This window comes from Clostridium sp. MCC353, assembly GCF_018785315.1.
Taxonomy (GTDB): Bacteria; Bacillota; Clostridia; order Lachnospirales; family Lachnospiraceae; genus CHH4-2.
The window spans coordinates 39671-65434 of the sequence record NZ_WQPN01000178.1 but is presented as its reverse complement, the minus strand read 5'-3'; the positions used below and the strand labels follow the sequence as shown (position 1 = coordinate 65434).

The following is a 25764-nucleotide window of genomic DNA, read 5'->3' as shown; positions in this document are numbered from 1 at the left end:
TTTTCGTTCTATTTTGTATGTGAAAGCAATCTACAGCCTCATGCTCTATTTCACATGCCATGTTATCCGCCTAGCGTAACATCCTGTTTCGCATACCATGCCAACGCATCCTCCACATGCTTAGGTGTGAAGTCGGGCCAGTAATCGTCTACCACATACATATCCGCATACACAGACTGAATGGGCAGAAAACCGGACAGCCTTCTGCGGCCGCCCCAGCGGATGACCAGGTCGATTCTGGATACGTCCCGGGAACGAAGGGCGGTTCCCAGTTCCCCGTTATGATAGCCCAGGTCCCATTCCCAGCTATAGTTGATCAGAAAATTGATTTTCATACCGCCTTTACCGAACGTGTGCCGCGTGGTATAAGGCAGCAGGGCTTCGGGAAACATGGGAGAATTGGTATTTCCCAGCACCAGCAGTTCGGCGTGTTCTTCCGACAGTACTTTTACCGCGTCGATACAGGCATTTGAAAATGCGATCCTCTGTCTGGACGGACGCTTTGTGTTATCTACCGTAAAGCCGTAAAAAGTCATTTCTTCAATTCCCATATCCCTGCACATGCGGTACAGATCCATACCCGGTGCGATCCCGTGGATATATCCATCCTCTTTTTCCATGTGTTTTTCCAGTGCCCACCGGCGGTTTCCGTCCGGGATGATTCCAATATGTTTTGGCAGCCGCATATTACCTCCAGTCAGCCGGTGCGCCCGGCTGGTGATTGATGTATTTGTCTTTTAGCAAGTATTGACAGATTTGGAGAGGGATAAACCAGAGAAGAGATATTTTAGATAAAAGCTATATATGAATCTACAGGGGGCATTTTTTCTGCCAGATGGGACGCTGGATCCGTAAAACCATCCCAACTATGAAAATATCCCAGCCCTTTCCCATTTTATGGTATGATAAAAGAAAACGGCAGATCATAGAAAGGGACGGATATGCGGAAACGTAATATTTGGCTGCTCGGTGCAATGCTGGTTTTAGCTTTCCTCTCCCAGGCATGCGGAGACGGCCATTCAACAGGCGCTGCCGGGACTGACCGGCAGCGCCTGTCGGCAGAACAGGACAGCTATACCACAGACACCAGGAGCACAGAGTTTGAAAACAAGGATGAAAAGCTGGGGTTTCTTCGGAAATATATGGATATGCCTTCTGATGTAACGGAGGCGGAGTATCATATTGTTTATCAGGACAATTCCCGGGGAATGGTTCCCGGGCCATCGGACTGGGAGATCCGGGCTGCGCTGCAAGTAGAGGAGAAAGATATCCCTTTGTGGACAGAGGGCATGAAGAAAATACTGCCCGGGCAGGTTGACAGCCGGTGGTGGGAGGATTTGCAGACCTCGTCTTTTACATGGGAGATTCCGAAAGATGCGGTATATTATAAACGTCCCGGCTCCCAGACTTACCTCGTGGTCTGGCCGGATGACGGTATGATATTAAAATTTATCTCCACCATGTATACGCCGCAGGAGACATTTACGGGTCATGATCCTATAAAGGCAGCAGCGGCAGAAGCCCTGGGGTATGACGAATCCACAATCCCTTTTATAGAGACAGCCAGGGAGATGAAAATGAGGACAGCAGAGGGAAAAGATGTGGATATCGTCTGCCTCAGAGCTATGTTTTTAGACAGCCCTATCTGCGGTATCCCTGTGATTGCAGTCTGTACCGGCGGCAGTATTTATGCCAGGGGGATGAGTGAAGGTTCTTATGAAGATGAGTACTTTCTGGCGGATATTACAGGGGATGGAGTGGAGGAGATATTGGCCAATCACTGTGTCAGCATAACCGGAGGGGCTGGTTTTTATCAGTCGGCGGTTTATCAACTGGATGAAGAGAATGCCCTTAAAACGCTGTTTAGGAATCCGGATGATGAAACAGGCCAAATATTTGATACGGGTTTTGGCCTTCATATGTCGGAAGATTATGTCTGCACCGTGAATAACGGATATACCGGCTCACAGACGTCATTTGTACACAGTGATTTAAAGGACAGCCCTTATTATGATGAGGATGGGAATCTTACAGGCAAAGGCCGGGAACGCAACCAGGCGGATTTGCTGGACCCGGATCCCTGTTTCTTTATCTTCAAGCCTGTGGATACGGATGGGGACGGGGTATATGAAATTATGATGGCCCAGTATTCATACCTATGGGGAAGAGCCGACAGTCTGGGCAGCGCATGTACGATCCTGAAATGGAGCGAAAGTACGCAGGATTTGTATATTGCAGATTCCCGGTTCCTGGCTAACGGTGAGGAAGGCGAAGGGGATGAATCCGGGTATGATGGGTATGAGGAGGGGAATCAGGGCCAGGGGAATCAGGGCCAGGGGAACCAGGGCCAGGGGAACCAGGGCCAGGAGAACCAGGCCCAAGGGGACCAGGCACACGAGAATGAGCCCCAGGGAAACCACGCCCGGGAGGACAGTGCAGATTCGGAGGAAATCCGCCGCCGGGTCTGTGAAACCATAGAAAATATGGATTTCAGCATAAGAGAGTACCCATTGGAGCCTTCTTTCATAGATTCCGAGGCGGACAAGAAATACAGGGAAGCGTTTTATCAAGCGGTCACTGGTCAGAGGCCGGTGTTTTGCAGGAAATTCAGATCATTGGAGTACGAGGAGCTTTATTACCCTTATGTCCTGAATATGGATTATCTGGATGAGAAAACATTTCTGTCTCAGGTATTAAAACAGGATTCCAGATATTATTATATGGATTATGAAGGGGACGGATTCCCTGAATTGATGGTACGGTATATGGGCGTTTACGGATTTAAATATATACCGGAGGAAGACCGGGTCTGCCTGTATCTGGATTATGGCAACAGCAGCTATACCTATCTGATGGGGGCGGGACAGATCTACGCCCACAACCCATGTATTGCCAACAAGGACATGTATTTTTACTCTTTTGAGGACAGGAACGGAAACTGGGAATCGGCAGGTTTTGAAAACAGAAGCCAATGGGATGACACCAGGAACGAATACAAAACGTATTATTACGTAAGCGCAGATGGCTGCCGGGATGTGGAGGTGAGCCAGGATGTCTGGGAGCGGCTGGCGGGCCGTCTTTGGGACGCCTATGAGAATGCTCCGGCCCCCATGGAGTTTGACGAATTAATGACTTTTTTCGGACATGAGCCATAGGGGAGTTTGATTTTTTACACCGGTTATGCTATATTGTATTCAGATTAAATGAATACAGGAGAACGGTGATTATGAAAGATACGGCATTGGTAATTATGGCAGCCGGAATCGGCAGCAGGTTTGGCGGCGGCATCAAGCAATTGGAGCCGGTGGGACCAAATGGTGAGATCATTATGGACTATTCCATCCATGACGCGCTGGAGGCAGGATTTAATAAAATTGTGTTTATAATCCGTAAGGACTTGGAAAAAGATTTTAAGGAGATTATCGGACAGAGAATCGAGAAGATCGCTTCCGTTGAGTATGTGTTCCAGGAGTTGGACGACCTGCCAAACGGTTATAAAAAACCGGAAGGAAGAACCAAACCATGGGGAACCGGACAGGCAGTCCTCTGCGTGAAAGGCGTGGTTAAGGAACCATTTTTAGTGATTAACGCGGATGACTATTATGGTAAAGAAGGGTTTAAGAAGATTCATCAGTATCTTTCCCAGGAGATGGATGTGGACAGTGAGATCTATGATATCTGCATGGGCGGATTCATTTTATCCAATACCCTGAGTGAAAATGGCGGTGTAACCAGAGGCGTGTGTGTGCTTAACGAGGACGGCAGCTTAAAGGATGTTACGGAAACCTACAATATCGAGATGAAGGGCAATGGCCTGTTCGCAACGGATGTGGACGGCAATCCTGTTTTAATCAGCCCCAACCAGCATGTGTCCATGAACATGTGGGGCCTTCCGCCTAAGTTTTTAGATGAACTGGAAGACGGTTTTAAGGAATTTCTGGACAACCAGAAGGAGGGCGATTTGAAATCAGAGTATCTCCTCCCCAGCATCATCGACGGAATGGTAAAATCAGGCCGTGCCAAGGTAGCAGTGCTGGAAACTTTGGATAAGTGGTTTGGCGTCACTTATAAAGAAGATAAAGAAGCAGTGGTAAATGCCATTAAGAAATTGATAGCGGATGGAGTTTACTAAGGCGTGTTTAAATGGCCGGAGAGGCCGAAGCGGAGCAGATAACTCCCTGTTAGAACATGAATAATATAAAGTGGGTGCCGCACCGGTCATTTGGTGCGGCACCCGCTTTTTCATTTCATAGGAAAGTTCATCCTATGAAATAAAAAAGCCCTCCGGGCAGGATCGCACTACGGCGGCGGGGAATTATGTCGCTGAAGCGACCCGCCGCAGGCGGAGAATCCCGCGAGCGGGATTCTTTCTTGATCTGGTGCGGCAGCTTCTGCTTAAAAGCTGCTGTTGGGAATCAACATCAGATCAGGATTTAACTGCTGAATTCCTGTTTTGACATATGGTAATTCCTCATCCAAACCGCTGATCCTGCGGCTTATTTTCTCTGCCTCATATCCCTCGGCGACAATTCTCGCCTTCAGTTCATCAATCATGGCCTTTTTGAGCGATTCTTTGGCTAAAGCGCCGGCTTCGAAAGACATGATATCACAGAGATTGTGAAGGTCATCCAGCGTATATTCTTCTTCCTTCAAAGATTGGAGGAAGTGTATTCTTTCCATGGTGTTTCCGCATTTTGCAAAAGTTCTGATCATAATAATTCTCCTCTTATTCTGCCGTTCATACGGCGTGCTGATAATACTATTATGCCATCCTGTGCTGTTAACAGAAATTTTAAAGTTTGGCGGAAGAAAAGTCAATTTGCCAATGACACAAAAAAATTATGAAATTAAGTAATGTTTTCAGCATAATCTTAATTATCAAGGCATATGATATAAGTAAACAAGTATATTTCAGTGGTAATGATCATTTTTGCCATCTGGATAGGAGCAAGAGGAGAGGATTAGCTATGGATGAGATACATTATTTAATATCGGATGCATCAAAAAAAGTGGATGTAGAGGCGCACGTGCTTCGTTACTGGGAAGATGAATTAGGACTTGAGATTCCGAGAAATGATATGGGACACCGCTATTATACGGAATTACATATTCGCCTGTTCCGCCAGATCAAGGAGCTGAAAGAAAAAGGATATCAACTGAAAGCGATTAAAACTGCTCTTGACCGGATTATGGACGAGCATAAAGATAGTCAGATCACTGACGATTTATTGGAACAGGATATGACGGAGGTGTTAAAAGAGACCGCAATGGAGACAAGCCTCAGCGCCCCGGGCGAAGGCGGCCTTCAGAGCATGACGGCAGAGGAAAAAATGGAACAGTTCCAGCAGATTATGAACCAGGTAATCGGACGGGCCATAGAAGCCAATAATGAGAAGCTTTCCCAGGACGTGAGCTGCATGGTGGGGGATAAGGTTTTAAAAGAGCTGGAATATCTGATGCGGGTGAAGGACGAGAAAGAGGACGAGCGTTTCAAACAGTTGGACGAAATCATCCGCACCTATCAGAAGGACAACCGTGGACGCAGTGAAGCGGCCGCTTCCAAGATTCCATTTTTTAAGAAAAAACGCTTTGGACGGAATATAAAAAAGCTGATTTGAGGAAACTCAGATCAGCTTTTACGGCATGCGTCCACGAAGGAATTGAACAGGTTTTTTGCCGCTTCATTGAATGGGTATAAATACTCAGGATGCCATTGGACCGCCACAAAATAGGGGTAATCTTTCATCTCTACAGCCTCGATCAGCCCGTCGGGGGCATATCCGGTCACGGTGAGGGAGGGGGCGGTATCTTTAATGGCCTGGTGATGCATGCTGTTTACCTGAATTTCATCGCTGCCGCAGATAGAAGCCAGTAAAGATCCCTTTTCAACGGAAACTGAGTGGGAATAATTGGTGTAGTAAAATGGCTGGCGGTGGGCAATTGGGAATTCCGGTGAAGTCTGGCTGGGAATGTCCTGATAAATGGTTCCGCCTAAACCGATGTTTAAAAGCTGGATTCCGCGGCAGATGCCGAGGACCGGCTTTTTTGCATTCAGCACTTTGGGAAGGAGGGCTAATTCCAATTTATCCCTCAGCGGAGATACATCGCCGCAGTTTAAGTGTGTCGGTTCTCCGAAATAGGAGGGGTGGACATCGGGACCGCCGGTAAAAAGAACTCCGTCCACAAGGCCGAGAAGCTGGTCTAAATCCTCATCAGACGCTTCTAAAGGAAAAACAAGGGGGATCGCTCCGGCATCCTTAACCGCCCTCAGGTAGGTGGGACGCATGGTCAAATCATCTTTGGCCGTATCATGGGAAGGCGTGATGCCGATAATTGGTTTTACTGCCATATGAATAACCTCATTTCTTCATGATATGTAACTGTTCAGAACGGTTACCATGATATTATATGGAATTTCTCTGTGAAAGTTTCATTGACGCTTATGTATGCAAGGGCATGAAGACATAGGGATGTACGCCAGAGCGAAACAGCATGTCTGTCAAAAAAATAGATGCCTCTCCCTGTATGGAAGAGGCATCTATGTATTCTAAAATCCCATTAGCCCTCGCTAATAGCGCCTGTTGGGCATGTAGCTGCACAAGTACCGCAGTCGATACAGGTATCAGCATCGATAACGTACTGTCCATCTCCTTCAGAAATAGCGCTTACTGGACATTCGCCAGCGCAAGCACCACAGCTAACGCAAGAATCACTAATTACATATGCCATAATAAATTACCTCCTTATATTCTATACATTTGTGTTTATTTTATACTATAAACAAGAAATATTCAAGTGGAAAATCCTGTTTATCATGTACCTGTTTATGTACAATGTTTTTGAAGACAATGCTTCTTAAAATATTACTATAAATGTAACAGTTCGGGCCTGTCTGAACGGTTACCTATAAATCATGTTTAAGAATACGTTTTTGTGCGATCTCATAGACTTCATCGTCTTCCCGTGCGCCGATTACGATAACCAGCATCTCATCGTCATGCCGGATGAGATGGTAGACAATACGAAGTCCGGCGCCTCGCAGCTTAATTTTTAAAAAGCCGGAGAGATTGGTGTTATTTTTGTTCCCCAGGAGTTTTCCGTAGCCGCCTTCGCTTTCCGGCAATGGATTTGTACAGACTTTCTGAATCGCTTTCCGAATCAGGATTTTCTGGCTGCCATCCAGCCTGCGGAGGTCTTCAAGGGCTTCAGGAAGGTATTTGACATCCCAGCTCATTCAAATTCAATGTCATCCGTTTCTTCATAGTCGGCAGGGCTGAATCCAAATTCCCGATCCACCTGTTCCTGGGAGATAACAGTGGAGGGATTGAACGTGGACATACGTTGTGCTGCAGCGGCTAAAAGCCTTGCATCGTTAACCTCATCCAGAAGTCGGATGTATTCTTCAGGAGAAAGGAGGACACATTCCGGGGAGTTGTTTTTCATCACAACTTTGGCGCCATGGCGTTTTACTTCCTCAAAGATTTTCCCGGCTAATCCGCGGTTGAACAAGGAAATGGGGATTGTGTTTTCGATCACACTTCTAATACTCATAATCATCACCTCTTTACTACAGTATACGAAATATCAGTAAAAAAGTCAACTTATTTACTGATATAAATACTGCTTATTTTATTTTTTTGCTAACAGTTCAGATGGCTGATCTACTTATTATAACAGTAAAATAAACAGCTCTTTTTTACCTGCCATCCGGGAAAATATCTGTGTCGAGGTGAACAGCAGCGTAGCGGAACAGGGGGCCGGAAAGAAAATCTGAAAAAGATTGACAGAATACTGAGAACGCAATAAAATTAAAACATAATAAACATGAATCTGGTTTATATATATAAACCGCGGGGGACAAAGAATGAACAGAACAGTGGAACGAACATTTGCGATTTTGCAGTTAATTGCGGACTGCAAGGAAGGGATTACGTTACAGGAGATTGCCAATGAGATGGGGATGGCAAAGAGCAGCGCGTTTGTGATTGTTCAGACGCTATTGGAGCTGAATTATATATCGACCGTTAAGAATAATAACAAGAAGTACTGCCTTGGCATCGAAACGTATTCCCTGGGCATGAAGTATGTCAACGATATGAGCTTGATTGAACAGTGCGGCGTCTATATTCCGCCGATTGCAGAGAAGTATAACAAGACTGCATTTGTGGCGGTGCTGAACGGGACTAAGATCGTGTATGTATATAAATATGTAGCCCAGAATGCAAAATTGGCTTCCTGTGCCCTGGGAACCAGGAAAGATGCTTACGCCACCTCTCTGGGAAAGGCGATCATTGCATTTCTGCCGGAAGAAGAGCGGACTGCCCTGGTGGATAAGATTGAGTTTAAGGCGCTGACAAACTATACGATCACATCGAAAGAACGCTTTTTGGAAGAGATTGAGCGGACAAAAATGAGGGGGTATTCTCTGGACGTGCGCGAGCTGGAGGATATTACAAGCTGCTGCGGCGCTCCTATTTTTAATTATAACGGTGAAGTGATTGCCGCTGTCTCTCTGTCTGATATCTATAATGAGAACCTGGATGATGAAAAGGTGGCGGAAGATTTGAAGGAGGCTGCGCTTCAGATATCAAGGAACCTGGGATATTTCCAAAAACCGTAAGATGACGGGATTGTACAGGCGGGATTGTACAGTCGGGTTTTTATGGGCTGATTTTTATGAGCAGTTTATATGGGAAGTTTATATGAGCAGTTTATATAGGCAGTTTTATGGTATCAAGAGGGATATGAAAAAAATAATGGATAAATTTGCACAAGAAATATTGACAAGTAGTTAACGCGGGTATATACTATACATATATTATGAACTTGGTTCATAATTAAGAACTTTAGTGACGCGGATATTTTTATAGACCTGAATCAAATGGGTCTTTAAAAATTAATTTAAACCATGAACGGAGTTCATATATATGGATAAAGGAAGAATTTACCAGTATCAATGGTTTGATTTAGCGCTGCTGTCGGTATTGGCCGCCATTTCCGAACTTATGGGAAGCGGGCTTTTGAGTGTGTGGAGCAGCGACTTTTACTTCAGCTTCACCATTGCAGTCAGCCTGATTGCAATGATACGGTGGGGAGCCGTGGGAGCGGTTGTTGGTATGATCGGGGGTATCCCCGGAATTATGTTTTCGGATATGAATGTTTTCGGCGGAATTATGTTTTATGTTCTGGCCAATGCATTTTTGGGAATCCCCATGCTGCTGTATGGAAAAAGAAACCGGGACGACATTGCAGAAAGCCCGGTGTTCCTGATGCTGTATGTGCTGGTCTCCCATATCTGCCTCTCTGCGGGAAAGGGGATTGTGATCTTTTTCCTGACCGGGGAAGTGACAGGGGCGGTTGATTACTTTGGAGCCACATTTTTGATTACTGTGATTGATTTAATCGTATGTCTGGTTTTGAGAATGCGCAAGGGCCTGATCTGCGATATGAGAAATTATTTTATTCAGGGGGAAGGAGAACAGAATGAAAAATACAGAGATTGAGATGCGAAAGCCGCATACCAAACAGATTTGGAAAGCGGTGATAAAGGATTGGCGGCTGTACGTGCTTTTGCTGCCGCTGATTCTGTGGTTTGCCGTATGGGCCTATAAACCGATGGGAGGCCTGCTGATCGCATTTAAGCGGTTTGATCCACAGTTCGGCGTGTGGGGAAGTGAGTTTAAGGGAATTGACAACTTCATCAATCTGGTAACAGGAGTGAACAAGGTGGAGTTCTGGCAGGCGTTCAGGAACACATTTATCATAAGCGCCTACAGCCTGATTTTCGGGTTTCCGGTGCCCATTATCCTGGCTCTGCTGTTTGCGGAGATAGGCAATGAGACGGTCAGGAAATTGACCCAGACTGCTACATACCTGCCCCATTTCCTTTCAGAAGTTACGATTACGGGCATCACGCTGATGCTGGTGTACAGCGGAGTGCGTTCCAGCGGCGTTATCGCATCCCTGTTCCAGCAGCTGGGGCTCATTGAGCCGGGGGCGTCCATGCTTCAGAAGGCCAATTATTTCCGGCCTCTCTACATCCTGGTGGGAATCTGGAAGGAGAGCGGATACAATTCCATTGTTTATTTCGCGGCGATCATGGGAATTTCACCTTCCCTTTATGAAGCTTTGAAGGTGGATGGAGGCAACAAGTTCCAGGAAATCCGTTTTGTCACATTCCCGGGCATGGCGCCGACCCTGATAATCATGATCATCATGAGAATTGGAAATATGCTCACCATCGGATATGAACGAGTTCTGCTTTTGTATAACGCCAACATCTATGTAACCGCGGATGTGCTTTCCACTTTTGAACAGAGAATCGGTATTCTTTCGGGCAATTACGGCGTGGGGGCGGCGGTCAGCCTGTTTAACTCGCTGATTGCATTTGCCCTGGTAATCGGGGCCAATACCATAAGCCGGAACATATCGGATACATCATTATGGTAGAAAAAGAAAGGGTGAAAAGATGGAACGGTTAGATAGAAGCGAAAAGATATTTAAAGTATTTTCTTATACCATGGTTATTATCTTCGCTCTGCTTGCCCTGTATCCGGTGCTGTACGCGTTCAGCGTATCCATCAGCGGCAAGGTGGCGTATGAGAGCGGCCAGATTGTCCTTCTCCCAAAGGATGTGACATTCCAGGCGTATGATATGGTGCTTCATAATAAAGGATTCTGGATCGCTTATACCAATACTCTATTTTATACGGTATTGGGAACGGCGTGGAGTATGGGGATTTCACTGACAGGCGCCTATGCCCTTCAGAAGTCCAAACTGGTATTCAGAAGACAGTGGAATTTCCTTTTAGTATTTACCATGTGGTTCAGCGCGGGCATGATCCCCCTGTACCTGAACTACAAGAACATGGGCGTTGACAACCGCTGGGGCATGGTGGTGGCCTTCGGCGTCCAGGCTTACAACATCATTCTTCTGAGAAACTATTTCAGCAGTATTCCTAAGGAGATTGAAGAGGCGGCCATTGTGGACGGGGCCAATGAATTCCAGTTGTTTGGAAAGATTTACATACCGATGTCAACTGCCAGCATCGCGACCGTAACCTTGTTCTATGCGATTTCCCGCTGGAACGCGTATTACTGGTCCAGAATGCTTTTGGCGGATCCCTATGAACAGCCTCTGCAGGTGTATTTGAGGCAGTTGATTGAGAACTACCAGAAATTATATGATGAATCGCCTGTGAACCTGTCCTATTCGGCGGACAGTTTAGCCTATGCGATTATCATCTGTTCGATTGTACCAGTACTGGTCATTTACCCGTACATTCAGAAATACTTTGCAAAAGGTGTTAACATGGGCGGGGTAAAAGGATAAATGCAATATAGCCTGATAAGGCAGAAGGAGGAAGTTATTTTATGAGAAAGAAAGCAATAAGCTGTCTGATGGCGGCTGTAATGGCAGCGTCAGCATTGACGGGGTGCGGATCGTCGGTTGTAGACCAGGCGGCGTCCCAGCAGGCATCACAGCAGAGCACAACTGAGGCCCCAAAGGCCACCACCGAGGCGGCTGGGGGAGCTGAGGAAACAAAAGGGGAGGAGAAAACCGGACCGGATCTTACGAATACGGTAGAACTCAAGTTCAACTTTGCTCTGGGCAATAAATCCAGGACCATGACTTATAACCAGGAATCTCCGCTGACCCTTCCGGACGGAACTGTGGTATCTGCGGGAATGTTAAAACCTATGTGGTCCTATGTGGAAAAAGAGTTAAACAGCAAGTTTACTGACGTGACGGTACAGGATATTAAAGCTTCAGATATGATTCAGACGGAATCCACCTCAAACTTTTCGGGAGCCAATATATTTGGCGGCGAATCCGTTGCGGAACGTCTCATGTTCTATGGAACAGAAGGCAAATTTGTGAATCTGTCTGAGAAGATGGAAGAGGGATTCATGCCTAATTTCAAGGCGTATCTGGATGCGAATCCGGCAGTGAAATCTGCGATTACCGCTTATGACGGAAGCATTTACCATGTTCCTTATATCGCTGAATTAAACCAGTTTGCAAGAACATTTAACATCAGGGAAGCCTGGGTGACAAAACTTCTGGATGACGAAAGCGCTGCTTATGACAAGGCTGACTTTACCGTTCATTACAATGGCTTTTATGTTGGGGACAACAAGAGAACCGGCGATAACGGCGGAACGGTTACTCCGAAAAAAGGCGTTGATGTGGTGAAAAAGACTGACCAGAGCATCATCGAGATTCAGAACGGGCTGGATGTGAAGAACGGTGAAACTCTTACCGGAGCGCTGATCCAGTACATCAAAGACAACTATGACTATGATAACCCGTCTGAACTGTTCCTGGGAGAAAAAGCTGCTTATGATATCGATGAGATGATCGCTTTAATGCGCTGTATCAAAGCGAATCCAACACTGCTGACCGACGGAAAAGCAGAAGCGGTATGGCCTCTGTTCGTAAGACAGTCCAGCTACCGTGAAGACCTGATCAGGCTTTCCACCTACTTTGGCGGAATTAAAGCCCATGGCGCTGACTCCTATCTTTCCAGATGGTACATCGACGGAGATGGAAAAGTTCAGTATACCTACTCAGAAGAAGATATTTACAATGTGCTCTGCTACTTATCCGATATGGAAGCAGAGGGGCTGATCTATTCCGACTGCTATGAACTGACGGATAAGACCAATTTCCGTTCTACTTTATGGGGAACAGATGAAGGCGACGCTCCTTCCTTTGGATTTATGACATATGACTGGATCGCTTCTTCCACATCAGATTCCCTGAATAAGGATACGGTTGTTATTCTTCCTCCTGTAGCGAAAGTGAACGGCGTATGGCAGTATTACATCGACAACGGAAGAGCGATTAAGCCTGACGGATGGGCGATTTCCGTAGCCGGTTCTACCGATGAGCAGGTTCAGAGAGCATGTGCGGTGATGGATTACTTCTTCACAGAAGAGGGCGCTGTTGTTCAGAATTACGGCCTTCCGATGACCCTGGAAGAGGGTGAGAAATACCAAGGTCCTGACGGAATCCAGTATCCTAAGTTCACTCCTTGGGTGGTTGAGACCGCAGGAGCGGTTGCCAAGGGCGATTTATCCACCTTCCTCAGAGACTGGATGGGCTGTCTGATGCCAATCGGATACCAGAAGGAAATCGGATTTGAGTACCAGTATACCTCAGAAAGAGGATTCGACGGATGGGCGCTGCTTCAGGGTTCCACAACCAATTTCGCAACCTATGCGGGAGAAGGCCTGAAAGGGGATAATCCAAATTACTACAAGATGATTCCGCCTGTATTCTCCTTAACCTCCAGACAGAAGGAAGCGGTTTCTGAATCCACATCCCTGGATACACAGGATATTGTAGAGTTTATGTTCAATGTTGTGCGTTATAAAACCAAAGGAAATGCTCCTTCCGGCGCTGTGGTAGCCCAGAATTACGAGGAATACCTTGCAGAGTTTGAGAAGAGAGGCCTTGAACTTTATAAAGAAACTTATCAGGCCGCATATGAAGTGATGACTTCCGGCAACTGATACAATTAATTTGAGGGAGGGGGATTCTTCCTCCTCCCTTATTAGATAAAGGCGGGAGCTGATTATGCAGAAAATATTTAAAACTCAGAAAATTACTGCCGGGATATATCTGGTAATGGCAGTCGTTGTATTTATCTTTACATTGGTTTTCATGACTGAGTATAAGGATCTGTTTGGCCTGAAGTTAAAGCAGAACAGCCAGATTTCATTTTTCCATGATTCCGTACTTCAGACATTTAACAGGCAGATATTCCTGCTGGCGCTGATCGGCATACTTATCGTTTTATTTTCATTTTTACTTGAAATTTACAGCAAGGTGCCGGACCGGTTTGCCTTGATTGTTATGGAAGCTTTACTTTTGGCCTGCTGCGCGGGAGCTGTATATGCTGTTTCCAATATACAGGCAGTCCAGGCATTTTACAGAACTCTTGATTTCCAGTATCTAAATCTGGAAGGATTAGTAGATTATGAACCACATTTTACCACATTTCAGATCGGATTATTGATTTACCTGCTGCAGATCGTTGCCTGCGTCGGTTTTGGGATCGCAATGGCTGTGAGTCACATGACATTTGTTAAAAATGAAAAGAAGGGGCGCATGGAAAATGAGCAGTAAAATGGATGAAAAAGAAAAAAAGGCATACGTGTCATTATATAAAAAAGACGGATTATCGTATTCGCTGACCCTGTTTGCGATTGTGGCTGAACTGGTCTATGTAATCAGCATTTTGGATGTGATCGAAGTCAGCTTCTGGATGGGGCCGGCCGTTATGATCAACATTGTCATGCTGTTTGCCTTGTTCACCTGCGCGGTCAAGATGAATATCTATGAAAAAAAGCTGGCATTTGTGGCTTTGGGCCTGGGAGCGTACATGGTTCTGCGCCAGGTTGTGTTTGTGCCGTTTATTCTGAAGCCGTACAGCAGGCAGATGATCATTCTGGCGGCCAATGCAGCGGGCACAGGTCTTCTGATCGCGGCGGGGCTTACAAACATCCGCAGGACGGACAGAAGGCAGAAGCTGCAGGAAAAACTGGAGAGTATGGGCGAAGGCCTGGAGATGAGGTGATGTGATGGGCAGCTTGCAGTTTAAAAATGTGAATAAAATATACTCCAATGGGTTCCATGCGGTTCATGATTTTAATCTGGATGTGAACGATGGAGAGTTTATCGTGTTTGTTGGGCCGTCCGGCTGCGGAAAATCCACCGTTCTCAGAATGATTGCGGGCCTGGAAGCCATTTCCGGCGGGGAACTGATACTGGACGGAAAGGTGATCAATAAATGTCCGCCGGTGGAGCGGGATATCGCCGTTGTGTTCCAGGATTACGCCTTATACGGAAATATGACGGTCTACGATAACGTGGGAATGAGCCTGAGGGTGCGGCATGAGAAGGATACTGTAATCTATGATAAGGTGCAGGAGGCGTCGGGAATTCTGGGTCTGAAACCTTTGCTCAGACGTCTTCCGGGCCAGTTGTCGGGAGGCCAGAAGCAGAGGGTTGCGTTAGGCCGGTCCGTGGTGAGACAGCCTCAGGTCTTTTTGATGGACGAACCTCTGTCCAACTTAGACGCCAAATTGAGGACCAGCACCAGAGCTGAGATCGTAAAGCTGCAGCGGGATCTGGGGGTTACCACCATTTATGTAACCCACGACCAGACGGAAGCCATGACCATGGCGGACCGGATGGTGGTCATGAAAGACGGGATCATCCAGCAGGTGGGAACGCCAAAAGAGATCTACTATGAACCATCTAATATGTTCGTAGCCGGATTTATCGGTTCTCCCCAGATGAATTTCTTGGAAGGGAAAATCGAAACCGATGGTTTTGTGTTCGAGGGAAACCGGCTGAATCTGCCGCCTGACGCGATGGAAAAGCTGAAAGAATATCGAGGTAAGGAACTGGTTATGGGAATCAGGCCGGAGCAGTTTTCCGTAGCGGAAGGCCCCGGGGAGAACGTAATCACTGTGGACCTTGAAAATGTTGAGTTTTTGGGAAATTACTGCATTCTGTATGTGCGCGCCGGAGAATCGGAACTGGTCTGCCGGGTGGATGTGCCGGAACAGGAATTGAAACAACAGGTTTACATAAAGTTTGAAATGGAGAACATCTATTTCTTTGATAAGGAAACTACTCAATTAGTGTTGTATGCAAAAGTGGGTGGAAAAGATGAATAGAAAAAAAGTAGAAGGTTTAGAATTGACGGCAATCGCCAATCTCATGATACGTGTTATTTCCATTGCCCAATTGATTTTTACCAGCATTCATGTAAAAGCACTGCTTTTGCTGGAAAATGAACTCTGCGGTTTCGGCATGTTTTTATTCATCCTGTTCGGTCTGGTCACCATGTTTGAGACCACCAGAATCAGGAGCGGACGGATGCTGGAAAAGGTGTTTACCGCAGTCTTATGTGTTGTGACATCGGGATTCGGATGTTATCTGACATCCATTTACCGTTATGCCATAGCAAACCAGAGGTCTTTGGAAACGGCGGCGGTCAGCAAAGCGGCAGGTTTCAGCATGGCCGTGATCGCGGTATATCTCATTTCATGCGTTTTGCTGGTAATTGATCTCATTAAACATCGGTAGAGGAATGGAGAGACTATGGGCAGACAAACAGGACAGAAGAAGAAACTATTCACGGATAACGTAAAAGCCGGGCTTCTCAGATGGTGGATCGCCGGAATGTGCTATTTTTTCATCGGTTTCGGCACCCAGGCCGGGGTATTCCATGACCCTGTGGATCTGATCTTTTTCCTGGGAGTGGGCATCGGTCTGGTGACCATAGTGATCTATAATCCTATTGCATATGGAATGTTTGACATTATAAAAAAAGGCAGGATTTCCAACAAAGCCTATTATGAGCGGAAAGGGTGGCAGAACGCGCTGTTTCGGCTGGCGGAGATTTTCAAAAATATGCTGGTGGTGGGAATTGTGTATCTGACCTACCAGGGAGTTAACCTGCTTTTGAATCAGATTTTAGGGCTTCCGGCGGACACCATCCTGATACCGGGGGAACCGTTTGGATTTGCCACATTATATTTACTCTATTACCATGTGCTGTCGGGGCTGGCGGATACGGTCCGTGAGGCCAGGCAGAAAGGCGGACAATATCATGAATAAACTGGTTTTTATCGGGGATTTGACCCCTTATCTGGCGGAAACCGCCGGAAAGAGAAAGAAACAGTATGAGCGGCTGTTAGAACAGGCGGACCGCTATCAAACGGTGGTTCTTCCGGATGTCCATCCGAAGGAGAGCACCACTTATATGGGCATCGCCATTGTGAACCTGGCGCTGGCCTACCGTCTCAGCGGTGAGGCGCGGTATCTTAAAGAGGCGAAGCGGTTTATGAATGCGGTCTTATCCTATGAAAAATGGGGCAACGCCCATTTGGTAAATGTGGATTTATCCGCTTCCTGGATTCTGTTCGGCCTGTCGTTAGGATATGACTGGCTGAAAAATGACCTCAGTGAGGAAGAGAGAGCCCGGGTATCCCAAAAGATCAGCCGCCATGCCGGAATCATTTATGAATACAAAAAGGATACATATGGAAAAGGCTGGTCCACCAACTTTTACCAGAACCACAACTGGATCAACATGACCGGCCTGGCGGCCGCGGGCTATGCTTTGGCCGGAGAGGATGAAAATGCATCGGTTTACACCGAAGAGGCGAAGAACAACTTTGCCCGGGTATTTTCCTATCTGGCGGAGGACGGCTCCAATTATGAAGGGGTGCCTTACTGGAGGTACGGGGGGATGTGGCTGTTCGTATACGCCCATCTTCTGAAAATCCAGGAAGGGACCGATTATTTCAAGACCAGCAGTTATTTGAAGAATACATTTTACTACCGTTTATACCAGTCCTGCGGGGACTTGAAGCAGCAGCTCAATTTCGGGGATTCCCATGACCGCTACAGCGGACATCCGGCCTGCGTTTACTATAAAACGGCAGCGGAGTACGGCGACGGATTTGCCCAGACCTTCGGAAATCTGGTTACGGATGAATTTCTCATGGAAGAGGCGGCAAACAGCAAGATTAAACCGGGGATTCTGCCGGAAGCGGCGTTTGAATTCTTATGGTATGACCCGGAAGTGGAGGAAAAAGATTTGTCCCTGCTTCCTAAAGTGAGATATTTTGAGGACCTGGGGCTGCTTTCCATCCGTGAAAACTGGAGCCGTGACAGCAAGGTGTTCACCATCAAGTGCGGATATCCGGGCGGGAAAAAGCAGTGGATGACCGGATTTAAACTGTTGCGGGAAGAGGGGCTTGACTGCCTTTCCCTGTCCCACCATCATCCGGATAACCTGTCCTATCTCTTTGCCAGGGGCAGCGAATACCTGACCTGTGAAGACGGATATAACCGGAACATCATGCCGGATCACCACAACGTCATATTGGCCGACGGCCTGTTGACCGATGCGTCGGATGTCAACGATGTATATGTGAAAAGCGTGAAAATGCGGATGGAACAGGAAGGGGAAGCCTTTGACGAGATGGAATACGGAGGAAGGGTTACCCACATGGAAGAGGACGGTTCTGTGGTGGTCTACCGCGGGGAAACGTCTGGAATCTACCCGAAAGCCTTGGAAATGAAGGAAGTCAGCAGGCTGTTCTTCACCGACGGACTGACCTTCTGGGTCTTTGCGGATGTGTGCAGGAGTGAAAAGCCCCACAGATATCAGTTGATTTCCAACACGGACCGGGAGGCGGAGGAAGTGGAGAAAAACAGTTTCCGCTATCCCATGGACACGGGAACGGTCTCATACCGGGTATTCTCGGATAAAGAGATCAAAGCGAAGCAGTACGGCCAGGAGGTGGTCAGCGTGATGACAACCCAGGAACCGGATAAAGTGTGTAAAACCTCGATTAAGACTTTAGCGATGGAATCCGCATCCATGGAAAAAGAGCAGATTTTCTTTGAATGTTTCACATTTGAGGAAGAAAACACGGAAGTTTTGTGGACAGACAGCGTTCTGACGGTGAAACATGGGGACAAAAAGTATGATTTCTCTTGGGGGCCATTTCCGGAAAACAGCAATAAGGACGTGACGCCGGTCAGAATCCGGGTCTGCGGCCAGGGGGGCGCTGTAAAAGAGTATCTGGCATAGAGCGTGTCTGACAATAGAAGACGATGAGAGGACGAAAAGGGTAATCTTATGAAATATGTGAATTCAAATTTTGACCGGCTTATCAATTCCGTGGAGGAAAACCGGAAGATCATAGAGGAAATGAAAGCGGAAGTGGATGAGTTCATGCCGGAATTTTCCGATTCACCGGAGAGACTGAGCCGGTGGGGGCATTATTACTTCTGCGATGACGACGGGGGACGGTTGATTTTCGACCTGCATTCGCCCCGGCAGCACCGGTGCGAGGTCTGCGGCAAGGTGTATGAAAATGAGATTCTGGACGGGGTCTGGACTTATTTTTACAGAAACCGGGCGGTAGTCATGGCATTGGTATCCGCGGTGGTTTATAAGGCCACCAAAGATAAGAAATATTTTGATTACGCGGTTTCTGTGATGGACTTCTACGCCGTCCATTATCACGAATTCGTGCTGCACAACAAGGAGAACAACATCTGCGATTCCTACGATACAATGGCGTGGGGATGCGGAAAAATGATGCCCCAGGGGCTGAATGAATCCATCGTGGCAATCCGTTTTGTGCAGGCCATAGAGATTTTAAAAGACGAGCTGGATCAGGAGTGGCTTGACATGGTATACCGGAAAATGTTCCGGGAGATGTTCCATCTGCTGGCGCCTCAGGCCACCCGCATCCACAATATCAGCTGCTGGAACTTATCGGCCATCGGAGTGATGGGCCTGGCTTTCCAGGACCAGGAGATGATCGATTTCACCTTTGGCAGCGAATACAATATACATGAGCAGTTAAAGCGGGGCGTGACGGAGGATTCTTTCTGGTATGAAGGGTCAATCCATTATAATTTCTTCCTATTAGAAGGGATTTCTTATCTGTTTTTATTCAGCCGGATTTATGATTATGATTTTGGAGAAGAGAGCAGCCGGATTTTGACCAATATGTTCATCCAGGCATATTCCTACGCCTTTGACAACCAGTATCTGCCCAATCCCAACGACGGATGGCCGAACCTGAACTTAAAGACCTTCAGCTATATCTACCACACGGCGGCCAGGGCGGCGGGAGAGGACAGCCAGATCGGCAATATAACAAAGATCATTGAATCCTGCAAAGAGCCCAGGACCATTTTGCCGCTGTCGGAACCGTATTACTGCAAAAACCAGGTCTGCTTAGAACAGCTTCTGTTCAATATCGACTTTGATTACAGCAGTTTCACCCCGGTGGAAAAGGGTTCCTGCAGTTTCCCCAAATCCAATTTCGCGATGTTGAGAAATGGAACCTGGAACGTATTCATGAAATACGGCCTCAACGGCAAATCCCACGCCCACCCGGACATCATGACTGTGGAAATGATGTACGAAGGAAAGCGGGTTTCCAGAGACCTTTCCAATGCGGGATACCGTTCGAAACTCTGCAATGAATGGCACAGAAAAACCCTGTCCCACAACACGGTCTGCTGGAACGGCACGGATATCACTTCCGTGAGCCCGGGGGAATGCCTGTATTTTGACGACAGCAGGGTGACGGCCAGGGCGGCGAATGTATATGAAGGGATTGATTATACGAGAACCGTGGAAATCCGGGATGCCTGGGTTGAGGATACATTTTTAGTCTGCGGAGGAAAAGACGGGATCTATGACTATGTGTTCCATTTGGAATCGGATTTTGGCCTGGATTATGGATTTGAGCTGGAAGACGGGGAACTGGGATTTGACAAAAATGGATACCAGCATGTGCTGGAAGTGAAAAAGGCGAACGTTCAGGGAGATCAGGCGGTGCTTTACGGCAGTCTGGGAGATAAGAAACTGAAAATCACCGTGGATATAGAAGGCCATCAGCTGTATCTGTTAAAAACCATGGATAATCCGGTCAATAAGATCAGAACCAGCATTTTGTTAAGACATACCGGTGCGGACCCGCAGTATCATCTGAGGATGGAAGCGGCAGGGAACTGAAACGGTATATTATATCATAGCATAAAGGAGAAAAAATTATGAGAGCAGTAGTTACAGGCGGAACAAGAGGAATCGGTCTCAGCGCGGCAGTGGCGCTTGGGAAGGCTGGTTATGACATTATCATTACAGGTATCGACAAGGAAGCGGCGGATACGGCGCTGGAGGAATTAAAAGCTGAGGGAATCAATGCTGAGTTCATCTATGCGGATTCCATGGTTGAGGAAGACGTGAACAAATGTTTCGAAACAATCGCAGAGAAATACGATTCCCTGGATGTTCTGGTTAACAACGTCGGGGGATTAGGCGGCAGACAGCGTTTTGAAGGAATGGAAACTTCTTTCATGAGACGGGTAATGGCTCTTAACTTTGACAGCGCATTTTTCGCAAGCCGTGCGGCTATTCCGCTGCTTAAAAAGGGCAGCCATCCTTCTATCATCAATTACAGCACCATCGCGGTGACCTCAGGCGGCGGTCCTGGCGCAGGCATCTATGCATCCGCAAAAGCGGCAATCGAAGGCCTGACAAGGGCTCTTGCAAAAGATCTGGCTGAGTATGGCATCCGGGTTAACGCGGTGTCTCCGGGAACCATTGATACGGAATTCCACGCGGCTACCAAACGTGAGATCATGGAGACATGGAAGGACGGTATCGTTATGAAACGGTTCGGCGACGCGTCTGAGGTTGCGTCGGTGATTGAGTTCCTGGCTTCTGAGAAGGCTTCATTTTTGACTGGGGAAATTATACAGATTAACGGCGGGCAGGCGTTTATTTAAATGCGGCTGGAAATGGTAAGACGGCTTGGAATGTAAAGATAGCTGAGGAAATAGCATCAGTTGAAGAAGTGAAGGCGTCTGAGAACGCAGAGACAGCTTGGAATGAGCAGAAAGCTGAGAAAAATAGAGAACAGGGGGATGGATTATGGTTTTGAAATATGAAGATATCACTCCGACCAATCCGGAGCCGGGAGTTACGAGAAGAATCCTGGCGCGGGGCGGCAATATGATGGGAGTTGAAGCGTCGTTTGTAAAGGGAGCTGTGGGAAGCGTGCATCAGCATGTCCATGAGCAGGTGAGCTATATTGTGTCCGGTTCCTTTGAATATGTGGCTGACGGTGTGAAGTATCATTTAAAGGCCGGGGACAGCTATTATGTGGCTCCAAATGTGGCGCATGGGGCGACTGCTTTGGAAGACGCGGTGATTCTGGACATTTTTTCACCTCAGAGAGAGGATTTTTTGTAGGAGTTCGGACTTGTCTGAACTGTTGCGAACTTGCTGAACGATTAGTGAGTTTTGGACGGCAAAGAAATTTAGAGGCTGAGAAGGCAGGCCGCAGGCGGAAAAATCTGCCTGCGGTTTTTTGTTTTAATGAGTATAGACTTAAATTTTAAGACGGCGGCTTTAAATATCAATAGCCTGCAAATAAAAAGTCAATAGGAAAATGAAAAATTTCAAGATTTATTGTTGATTGAATTTCAGGTACACCAAATAGACCACCGTTATCCGCTAGTCTGAAAGGATGTGGTATTACTTATTCCGGAAGGGACATAAGATATTCCTTTACTCTTCCGTAATAGATACGCAGAAACTTGTTAGCACCTGCGGTCATATAGACGTAATAAGGCTTTCCCTGAGCACGTTTCTTATCTATAAATGCATATACAGGGTCATCCTGCGGCTTTGTCTTGATGAGACAGTCCATGACCTGAAATAAGGTTTTTCTAAGGGAAGATGAGCCGCGTTTGGAAGTTGGAACACTCTTTTGTTCATAAGTTCCTGATTCATTGACACCCGGATCTACACCAGCAAATGCAGTGATAGCACCTTTGTGAGTAAAACGTGTGACATCTCCAATCTCAGCCATAAGCTGAGGTCCGAGAGACGGGCCGACACCCTTCATTCCCATAACAACGGGATATTCCGGCAGTTTGGCGGCTGCCTCGTTCATCAGGGTACGGAGTTCTTCCACGGTCTTGGAAGCCGTGTTTAATTGTTCTATGGCCTGATTTACGATCAGCTTGGTTAGGTCATCTTTTGGAAGCACAGGAACAAGTTCCTTGGCAGCTCCATAGATTTCTTCAGCTTTGTCTTTGCTGAAGTTGTACTTCCTGCGTTTGCACCATTTCTGATAATGGTCGACAAATGCGTTGAATGACATGTTACGAACACAGTCCACATGCCAGTATGTAGTGGCGAAATCAACCCACTTCTGGCTGCCGTCCTCACGGGCAGGGCTGTCAAAGTAAGTATTTACACCAGGGTAAGTCTGATCGAGAATGCCGATGAGGTTATTCTTCATAGCTGTTTTGTGTTTCATGTAGAAGCCAAACTGACGGTTCATAGTCTTTAACTGATTGCGTATTTCATCCATAAGACTATATTGTTTCAATTCTGTCCAACTGTCAAGTGTATAACGGGCTATTTTTACAGCATCAGCTTTATCAGACTTTACTTTGCGGAGAGAGTTATCTCCGAAGTCTTTAATGAGCTTGGGATTTACGGCAGTTACAAAAAGACCTGCCAGAGAAAGCTCACGGGCCAGTGGTTCGTAGTAACGGCCAGTGTGTTCCATAACGATGCGGGATTCACCTTGGATCGATCTGATCTGCGCTATCAAGGATCGGATGTTACTGGAAGTGTGTTTGATTTCAAAGGGAGAAGAAACGATTTCTCCATAAGGCCGGAGAATGGCGACCATACTTTTCCCTTTGGAAACATCAATACCAACTGCGTTCATGTTCATAAATTTGTCACTCCTTAAGATTATTGCAATAGATAAGTACCAGTTTTACTCATTGCCTATTCAATCTACTGTGGTGTGACACGAACGTACCGGAGGCAGTTCAACCTGCATAAAACGAACGCTGCAAATGATGAGCTGGTTATCAGTCTGTTGAACGGACGCGAAGTCCAAGAAAGGAAACCGATATACCGATTGCTCCAACATTATAACAGCTTAAGCAACAAGATGGATAATTCCTTACTGGCTGTAAGGGTTATTAACCATAAATATATTGTAGTAGAAAGGAATTCCGGTATGGAGAAGGAATTGAAGTTATTTGCAGACGAAGTATTTGAGAAAATCGCGGCGAAGATGCGTCTCACAGCGGAAAGAAACCCGGAAAACATCCCGTATACCAGCATTGACGGAACATTCAATGACTACAGGGACAATATTTGTAAATGGACCAACGGATTCTGGCCGGGAATGCTCTGGCTGATGTACATGGACACCGGAGAAATCATTTACAAAGAGGTGGCCGAACGGGCGGAGCAGACCCTGGACGGGGCATTTCGGGAATTCGACGGGCTCCATCACGATGTGGGATTTATGTGGCACATTTCCAGCGGTCTGAACTACAGGCTGACGGGAAACAGGGAATCCAGGGTTAGAACCCTTCTGGCCGCCAACCTGCTGATGGGGCGGTTTAATGTGGCGGGAGATTACATCCGGGCCTGGAATGACCGGGGAAATGAGAAAAATATCGGCTGGGCCATCATAGACTGCATGATGAACCTGTCCATCCTGTACTGGGCTTCCGATGAAATCAAGGACCCCAGATTTGCCTCTCTGGCAAGGAAACATGCGGATAAAACCCTGGCCCATCATGTGAGGGATGACGGAAGCGTGAAGCATATTGTGGTTTACGACAATGAAAATGGTGAGGAACTGGATCATTTGGGCGGACAGGGATATGCGCCGGATTCTTCCTGGAGCAGGGGACAGGCCTGGGGGCTCTACGGTTTTGTCATCAGCTATGAACATACGAAGGATGTCCGCTATCTGAATGCGGCCAAAAGAATCGCCAATTATTTTATCAATTGTGTGAGCTATAGCGGCTGGCTTCCTTTCTGTGATTTCAGAAGTCCGAAAAAGCCGGTGATCTATGATTCCACCGCCGGGGCAATCGGGGCCAGCGGGCTGATCGAACTGTCCAGATGCGTCCCGCCGGAAGAAAAAGACATCTATGAAGCAGCGGCTGGGAAGATTTTAATGGCTATGAATCGGGAATTCTGCAATTGGAAGGAAGAGGAAGACGGCATTCTGATGATGGGAACGGAGCGTTACCACGGTGAGGCGGGGTGGCATATTCCGATCATTTACGGGGATTATTTCTTCATTGAAGCCATCAGCAAACTGAGGGGCAATACATTTCAAATCTGGTAAAGGGGAAAGGAAAAATCATGAAAATTCTGGTTACGGTAGGAGCAGGGGAAGTGAAAGACAGTTTTTTCACGCCTAAAGCCAAAGCGGCTTTAGAGGCGCTGGGGGACGTGGAATACAACGATACGGGCCGCCAGGCGTATACAAAGGAAGAACTGATTGAACATATCAAAGATGTGGATATACTGGTGACAGGATGGAAAACGCCCAGGATAGACGAAGATGTGTTAAAGGCGGCCAACCGCTTGAAAATCCATGCCCACACAGGGGGTACGGTGGCAACCATGATCTGCAAGGAAGAGTATGACCGGGGGATCATTGTTTTGAGCGGAAATGACCTGTTTGCCAAGAGTGTGGCGGAAGGCTGTCTGGCCTATACCCTCATGTCCCTCAGATGCCTGTATGACGAGGTGAATTCCATAAAAAATGACGGCTGGAGACGGGTTCCCGGCAATAACTCAGGAATGATCGGGAAGAAAATAGGCATTGTGGGTTACGGCGCCATTGCAAAATATTATATCGACCTATTGAAATGGTTCCAGCCTGAGATTCTGGTGGCGTCCAAATACATAACAGGAGAAGAGGCAGAGCAGAAAGGCGTCAGGATCGCGTCTGCGGAAGAGATATTTGAAACCTGCGATATCATTTCCCTCCATGGGGCGCTGAACAAAGAAACCAGGGGAATGATCACAGAGGATTTATTGAAGAGAATCAAGCCGGGGGCGCTGTTTGTCAATACGGCCCGGGCTGGAATTGTGGACGAAGAGGCCATGATGAAAGAGCTGAAAACCGGCCGTTTCAAAGCCATTTTAGATGTCTACCACCAGGAGCCCCTGCCTGCGGACAGTGAACTGCGGAATCTGGACAATGTGCTTCTCTTCCCCCATATGGCGGGCCCCACCTTTGATATGAGGGAAAAGGTGACTTTAAAACTGGCCGAAGACATCCTGGCGATTCTGGAAGGCAGGCCGTATGAAGACGGAATTCCCTATGAATATGCAGTCAGAATGACGTCGGGAGGTTGAGGTT

26 protein-coding genes are annotated in these 25764 nt (G+C 47.1%); 19 read left to right on the top strand and 7 right to left on the bottom strand.

The annotated features are described in order from the left end of the window. Positions 1-62: 62 nt before the first annotated feature. Positions 63-686 (bottom strand): undecaprenyl diphosphate synthase family protein, encoded by a 624-nt coding sequence (locus tag GPL15_RS26805; RefSeq protein WP_215701736.1) that lies wholly within the window; start codon positions 684-686, stop codon positions 63-65. Between the two features lie 255 nt (positions 687-941). Between GPL15_RS26805 and GPL15_RS26800 the strand changes: the two genes are divergently transcribed. Next, on the top strand, positions 942-3155 hold the full coding sequence (locus tag GPL15_RS26800; protein ID WP_215701735.1) for a PSP family protein: 2214 nt from the start codon (positions 942-944) through the stop codon (positions 3153-3155). A 71-nt stretch (positions 3156-3226) separates the two neighbouring features. After that, positions 3227-4132, top strand: a complete 906-nt coding sequence (locus GPL15_RS26795; protein WP_215701734.1) for a sugar phosphate nucleotidyltransferase — start codon at positions 3227-3229, stop codon at positions 4130-4132. Positions 4133-4395: 263 nt separating this feature from the next. On the opposite strand, the gene GPL15_RS26790 is transcribed toward GPL15_RS26795, so the two are convergent. After that, on the bottom strand, positions 4396-4713 hold the full coding sequence (locus GPL15_RS26790; protein WP_215701733.1) for a hypothetical protein: 318 nt from the start codon (positions 4711-4713) through the stop codon (positions 4396-4398). Between the two features lie 254 nt (positions 4714-4967). Between GPL15_RS26790 and GPL15_RS26785 the strand changes: the two genes are divergently transcribed. Continuing rightward, a complete protein-coding gene (locus tag GPL15_RS26785) occupies positions 4968-5618 on the top strand; it encodes a helix-turn-helix domain-containing protein (protein ID WP_215701732.1) in 651 nt (216 codons plus the stop codon). 11 nt (positions 5619-5629) lie between these two features. On the opposite strand, the gene GPL15_RS26780 is transcribed toward GPL15_RS26785, so the two are convergent. The 4 genes from GPL15_RS26780 to GPL15_RS26765 all read right to left on the bottom strand — a co-directional run bounded on the left by GPL15_RS26780 (position 5630) and on the right by GPL15_RS26765 (position 7551). Further along, complete coding sequence (locus GPL15_RS26780; RefSeq protein ID WP_215701731.1) at positions 5630-6349, bottom strand: gamma-glutamyl-gamma-aminobutyrate hydrolase family protein; 720 nt, start codon at positions 6347-6349, stop codon at positions 5630-5632. Between the two features lie 209 nt (positions 6350-6558). After that, entirely contained in the window at positions 6559-6729 is a 171-nt protein-coding gene (locus tag GPL15_RS26775) for a 4Fe-4S binding protein (RefSeq protein ID WP_215701730.1), read from the bottom strand. 175 nt (positions 6730-6904) lie between these two features. Beyond that, complete coding sequence (locus GPL15_RS26770) at positions 6905-7234, bottom strand: type II toxin-antitoxin system RelE/ParE family toxin (RefSeq protein WP_215701729.1); 330 nt, start codon at positions 7232-7234, stop codon at positions 6905-6907. Next, positions 7231-7551 (bottom strand): type II toxin-antitoxin system Phd/YefM family antitoxin, encoded by a 321-nt coding sequence (locus GPL15_RS26765; RefSeq protein ID WP_252198650.1) that lies wholly within the window; start codon positions 7549-7551, stop codon positions 7231-7233. Before GPL15_RS26765 ends, GPL15_RS26770 begins: the two co-directional genes overlap by 4 nt. A 313-nt stretch (positions 7552-7864) precedes the next feature. Here GPL15_RS26765 and GPL15_RS26760 point away from each other — a divergent pair, with 313 nt between their 5' ends. From GPL15_RS26760 to GPL15_RS26695, 14 genes are all read left to right on the top strand, one after another. Continuing rightward, a complete protein-coding gene (locus GPL15_RS26760; RefSeq protein ID WP_215701727.1) occupies positions 7865-8620 on the top strand; it encodes an IclR family transcriptional regulator in 756 nt (251 codons plus the stop codon). A 307-nt stretch (positions 8621-8927) separates the two neighbouring features. Continuing rightward, positions 8928-9503 carry a hypothetical protein gene (locus GPL15_RS26755; protein ID WP_215701726.1) on the top strand — a complete coding sequence of 192 codons (576 nt, stop codon included), beginning with the start codon at positions 8928-8930 and terminating at the stop codon, positions 9501-9503. After that, positions 9484-10449 carry an ABC transporter permease subunit gene (locus GPL15_RS26750; protein WP_215701725.1) on the top strand — a complete coding sequence of 322 codons (966 nt, stop codon included), beginning with the start codon at positions 9484-9486 and terminating at the stop codon, positions 10447-10449. Before GPL15_RS26755 ends, GPL15_RS26750 begins: the two co-directional genes overlap by 20 nt. Before the next feature lie 19 nt (positions 10450-10468). Continuing rightward, positions 10469-11332 carry a carbohydrate ABC transporter permease gene (locus GPL15_RS26745; RefSeq protein WP_215701724.1) on the top strand — a complete coding sequence of 288 codons (864 nt, stop codon included), beginning with the start codon at positions 10469-10471 and terminating at the stop codon, positions 11330-11332. A 41-nt stretch (positions 11333-11373) separates the two neighbouring features. Continuing rightward, positions 11374-13518, top strand: a complete 2145-nt coding sequence (locus GPL15_RS26740) for a hypothetical protein (RefSeq protein WP_215701723.1) — start codon at positions 11374-11376, stop codon at positions 13516-13518. A gap of 64 nt (positions 13519-13582) precedes the next feature. Then, positions 13583-14134 carry a hypothetical protein gene (locus GPL15_RS26735; RefSeq protein ID WP_215701722.1) on the top strand — a complete coding sequence of 184 codons (552 nt, stop codon included), beginning with the start codon at positions 13583-13585 and terminating at the stop codon, positions 14132-14134. Then, complete coding sequence (locus GPL15_RS26730; RefSeq protein ID WP_215701721.1) at positions 14124-14585, top strand: hypothetical protein; 462 nt, start codon at positions 14124-14126, stop codon at positions 14583-14585. The genes GPL15_RS26735 and GPL15_RS26730 overlap by 11 nt, the downstream gene beginning before the upstream one ends. Positions 14586-14589: 4 nt before the next feature. Next, entirely contained in the window at positions 14590-15693 is a 1104-nt protein-coding gene (locus tag GPL15_RS26725; protein ID WP_215701781.1) for an ABC transporter ATP-binding protein, read from the top strand. Then, positions 15686-16105, top strand: coding sequence for a hypothetical protein (locus tag GPL15_RS26720; protein WP_215701720.1), 420 nt, complete (start codon positions 15686-15688; stop codon positions 16103-16105). The genes GPL15_RS26725 and GPL15_RS26720 overlap by 8 nt, the downstream gene beginning before the upstream one ends. A 15-nt stretch (positions 16106-16120) precedes the next feature. After that, complete coding sequence (locus GPL15_RS26715; RefSeq protein ID WP_215701719.1) at positions 16121-16639, top strand: hypothetical protein; 519 nt, start codon at positions 16121-16123, stop codon at positions 16637-16639. Beyond that, complete coding sequence (locus GPL15_RS26710) at positions 16632-18626, top strand: DUF4962 domain-containing protein (RefSeq protein WP_215701718.1); 1995 nt, start codon at positions 16632-16634, stop codon at positions 18624-18626. Before GPL15_RS26715 ends, GPL15_RS26710 begins: the two co-directional genes overlap by 8 nt. 48 nt (positions 18627-18674) lie before the next feature. Continuing rightward, a complete protein-coding gene (locus GPL15_RS26705) occupies positions 18675-20573 on the top strand; it encodes a heparinase II/III family protein (protein ID WP_215701717.1) in 1899 nt (632 codons plus the stop codon). A 38-nt stretch (positions 20574-20611) separates the two neighbouring features. Then, complete coding sequence (locus GPL15_RS26700) at positions 20612-21346, top strand: SDR family NAD(P)-dependent oxidoreductase (RefSeq protein ID WP_215701716.1); 735 nt, start codon at positions 20612-20614, stop codon at positions 21344-21346. Between the two features lie 145 nt (positions 21347-21491). After that, on the top strand, positions 21492-21812 hold the full coding sequence (locus tag GPL15_RS26695) for a cupin domain-containing protein (protein ID WP_215701715.1): 321 nt from the start codon (positions 21492-21494) through the stop codon (positions 21810-21812). A gap of 289 nt (positions 21813-22101) precedes the next feature. On the opposite strand, the gene GPL15_RS26690 is transcribed toward GPL15_RS26695, so the two are convergent. Then, a complete protein-coding gene (locus GPL15_RS26690; RefSeq protein ID WP_215701780.1) occupies positions 22102-23307 on the bottom strand; it encodes an IS110 family transposase in 1206 nt (401 codons plus the stop codon). Between the two features lie 300 nt (positions 23308-23607). Between GPL15_RS26690 and GPL15_RS26685 the strand changes: the two genes are divergently transcribed. Both GPL15_RS26685 and GPL15_RS26680 read left to right on the top strand, forming a co-directional pair. Further along, positions 23608-24738 (top strand): glycoside hydrolase family 88 protein, encoded by a 1131-nt coding sequence (locus tag GPL15_RS26685; RefSeq protein ID WP_215701714.1) that lies wholly within the window; start codon positions 23608-23610, stop codon positions 24736-24738. Between the two features lie 17 nt (positions 24739-24755). Next, positions 24756-25760 carry a hydroxyacid dehydrogenase gene (locus tag GPL15_RS26680; protein WP_215701713.1) on the top strand — a complete coding sequence of 335 codons (1005 nt, stop codon included), beginning with the start codon at positions 24756-24758 and terminating at the stop codon, positions 25758-25760. Positions 25761-25764 lie beyond the last annotated feature (4 nt).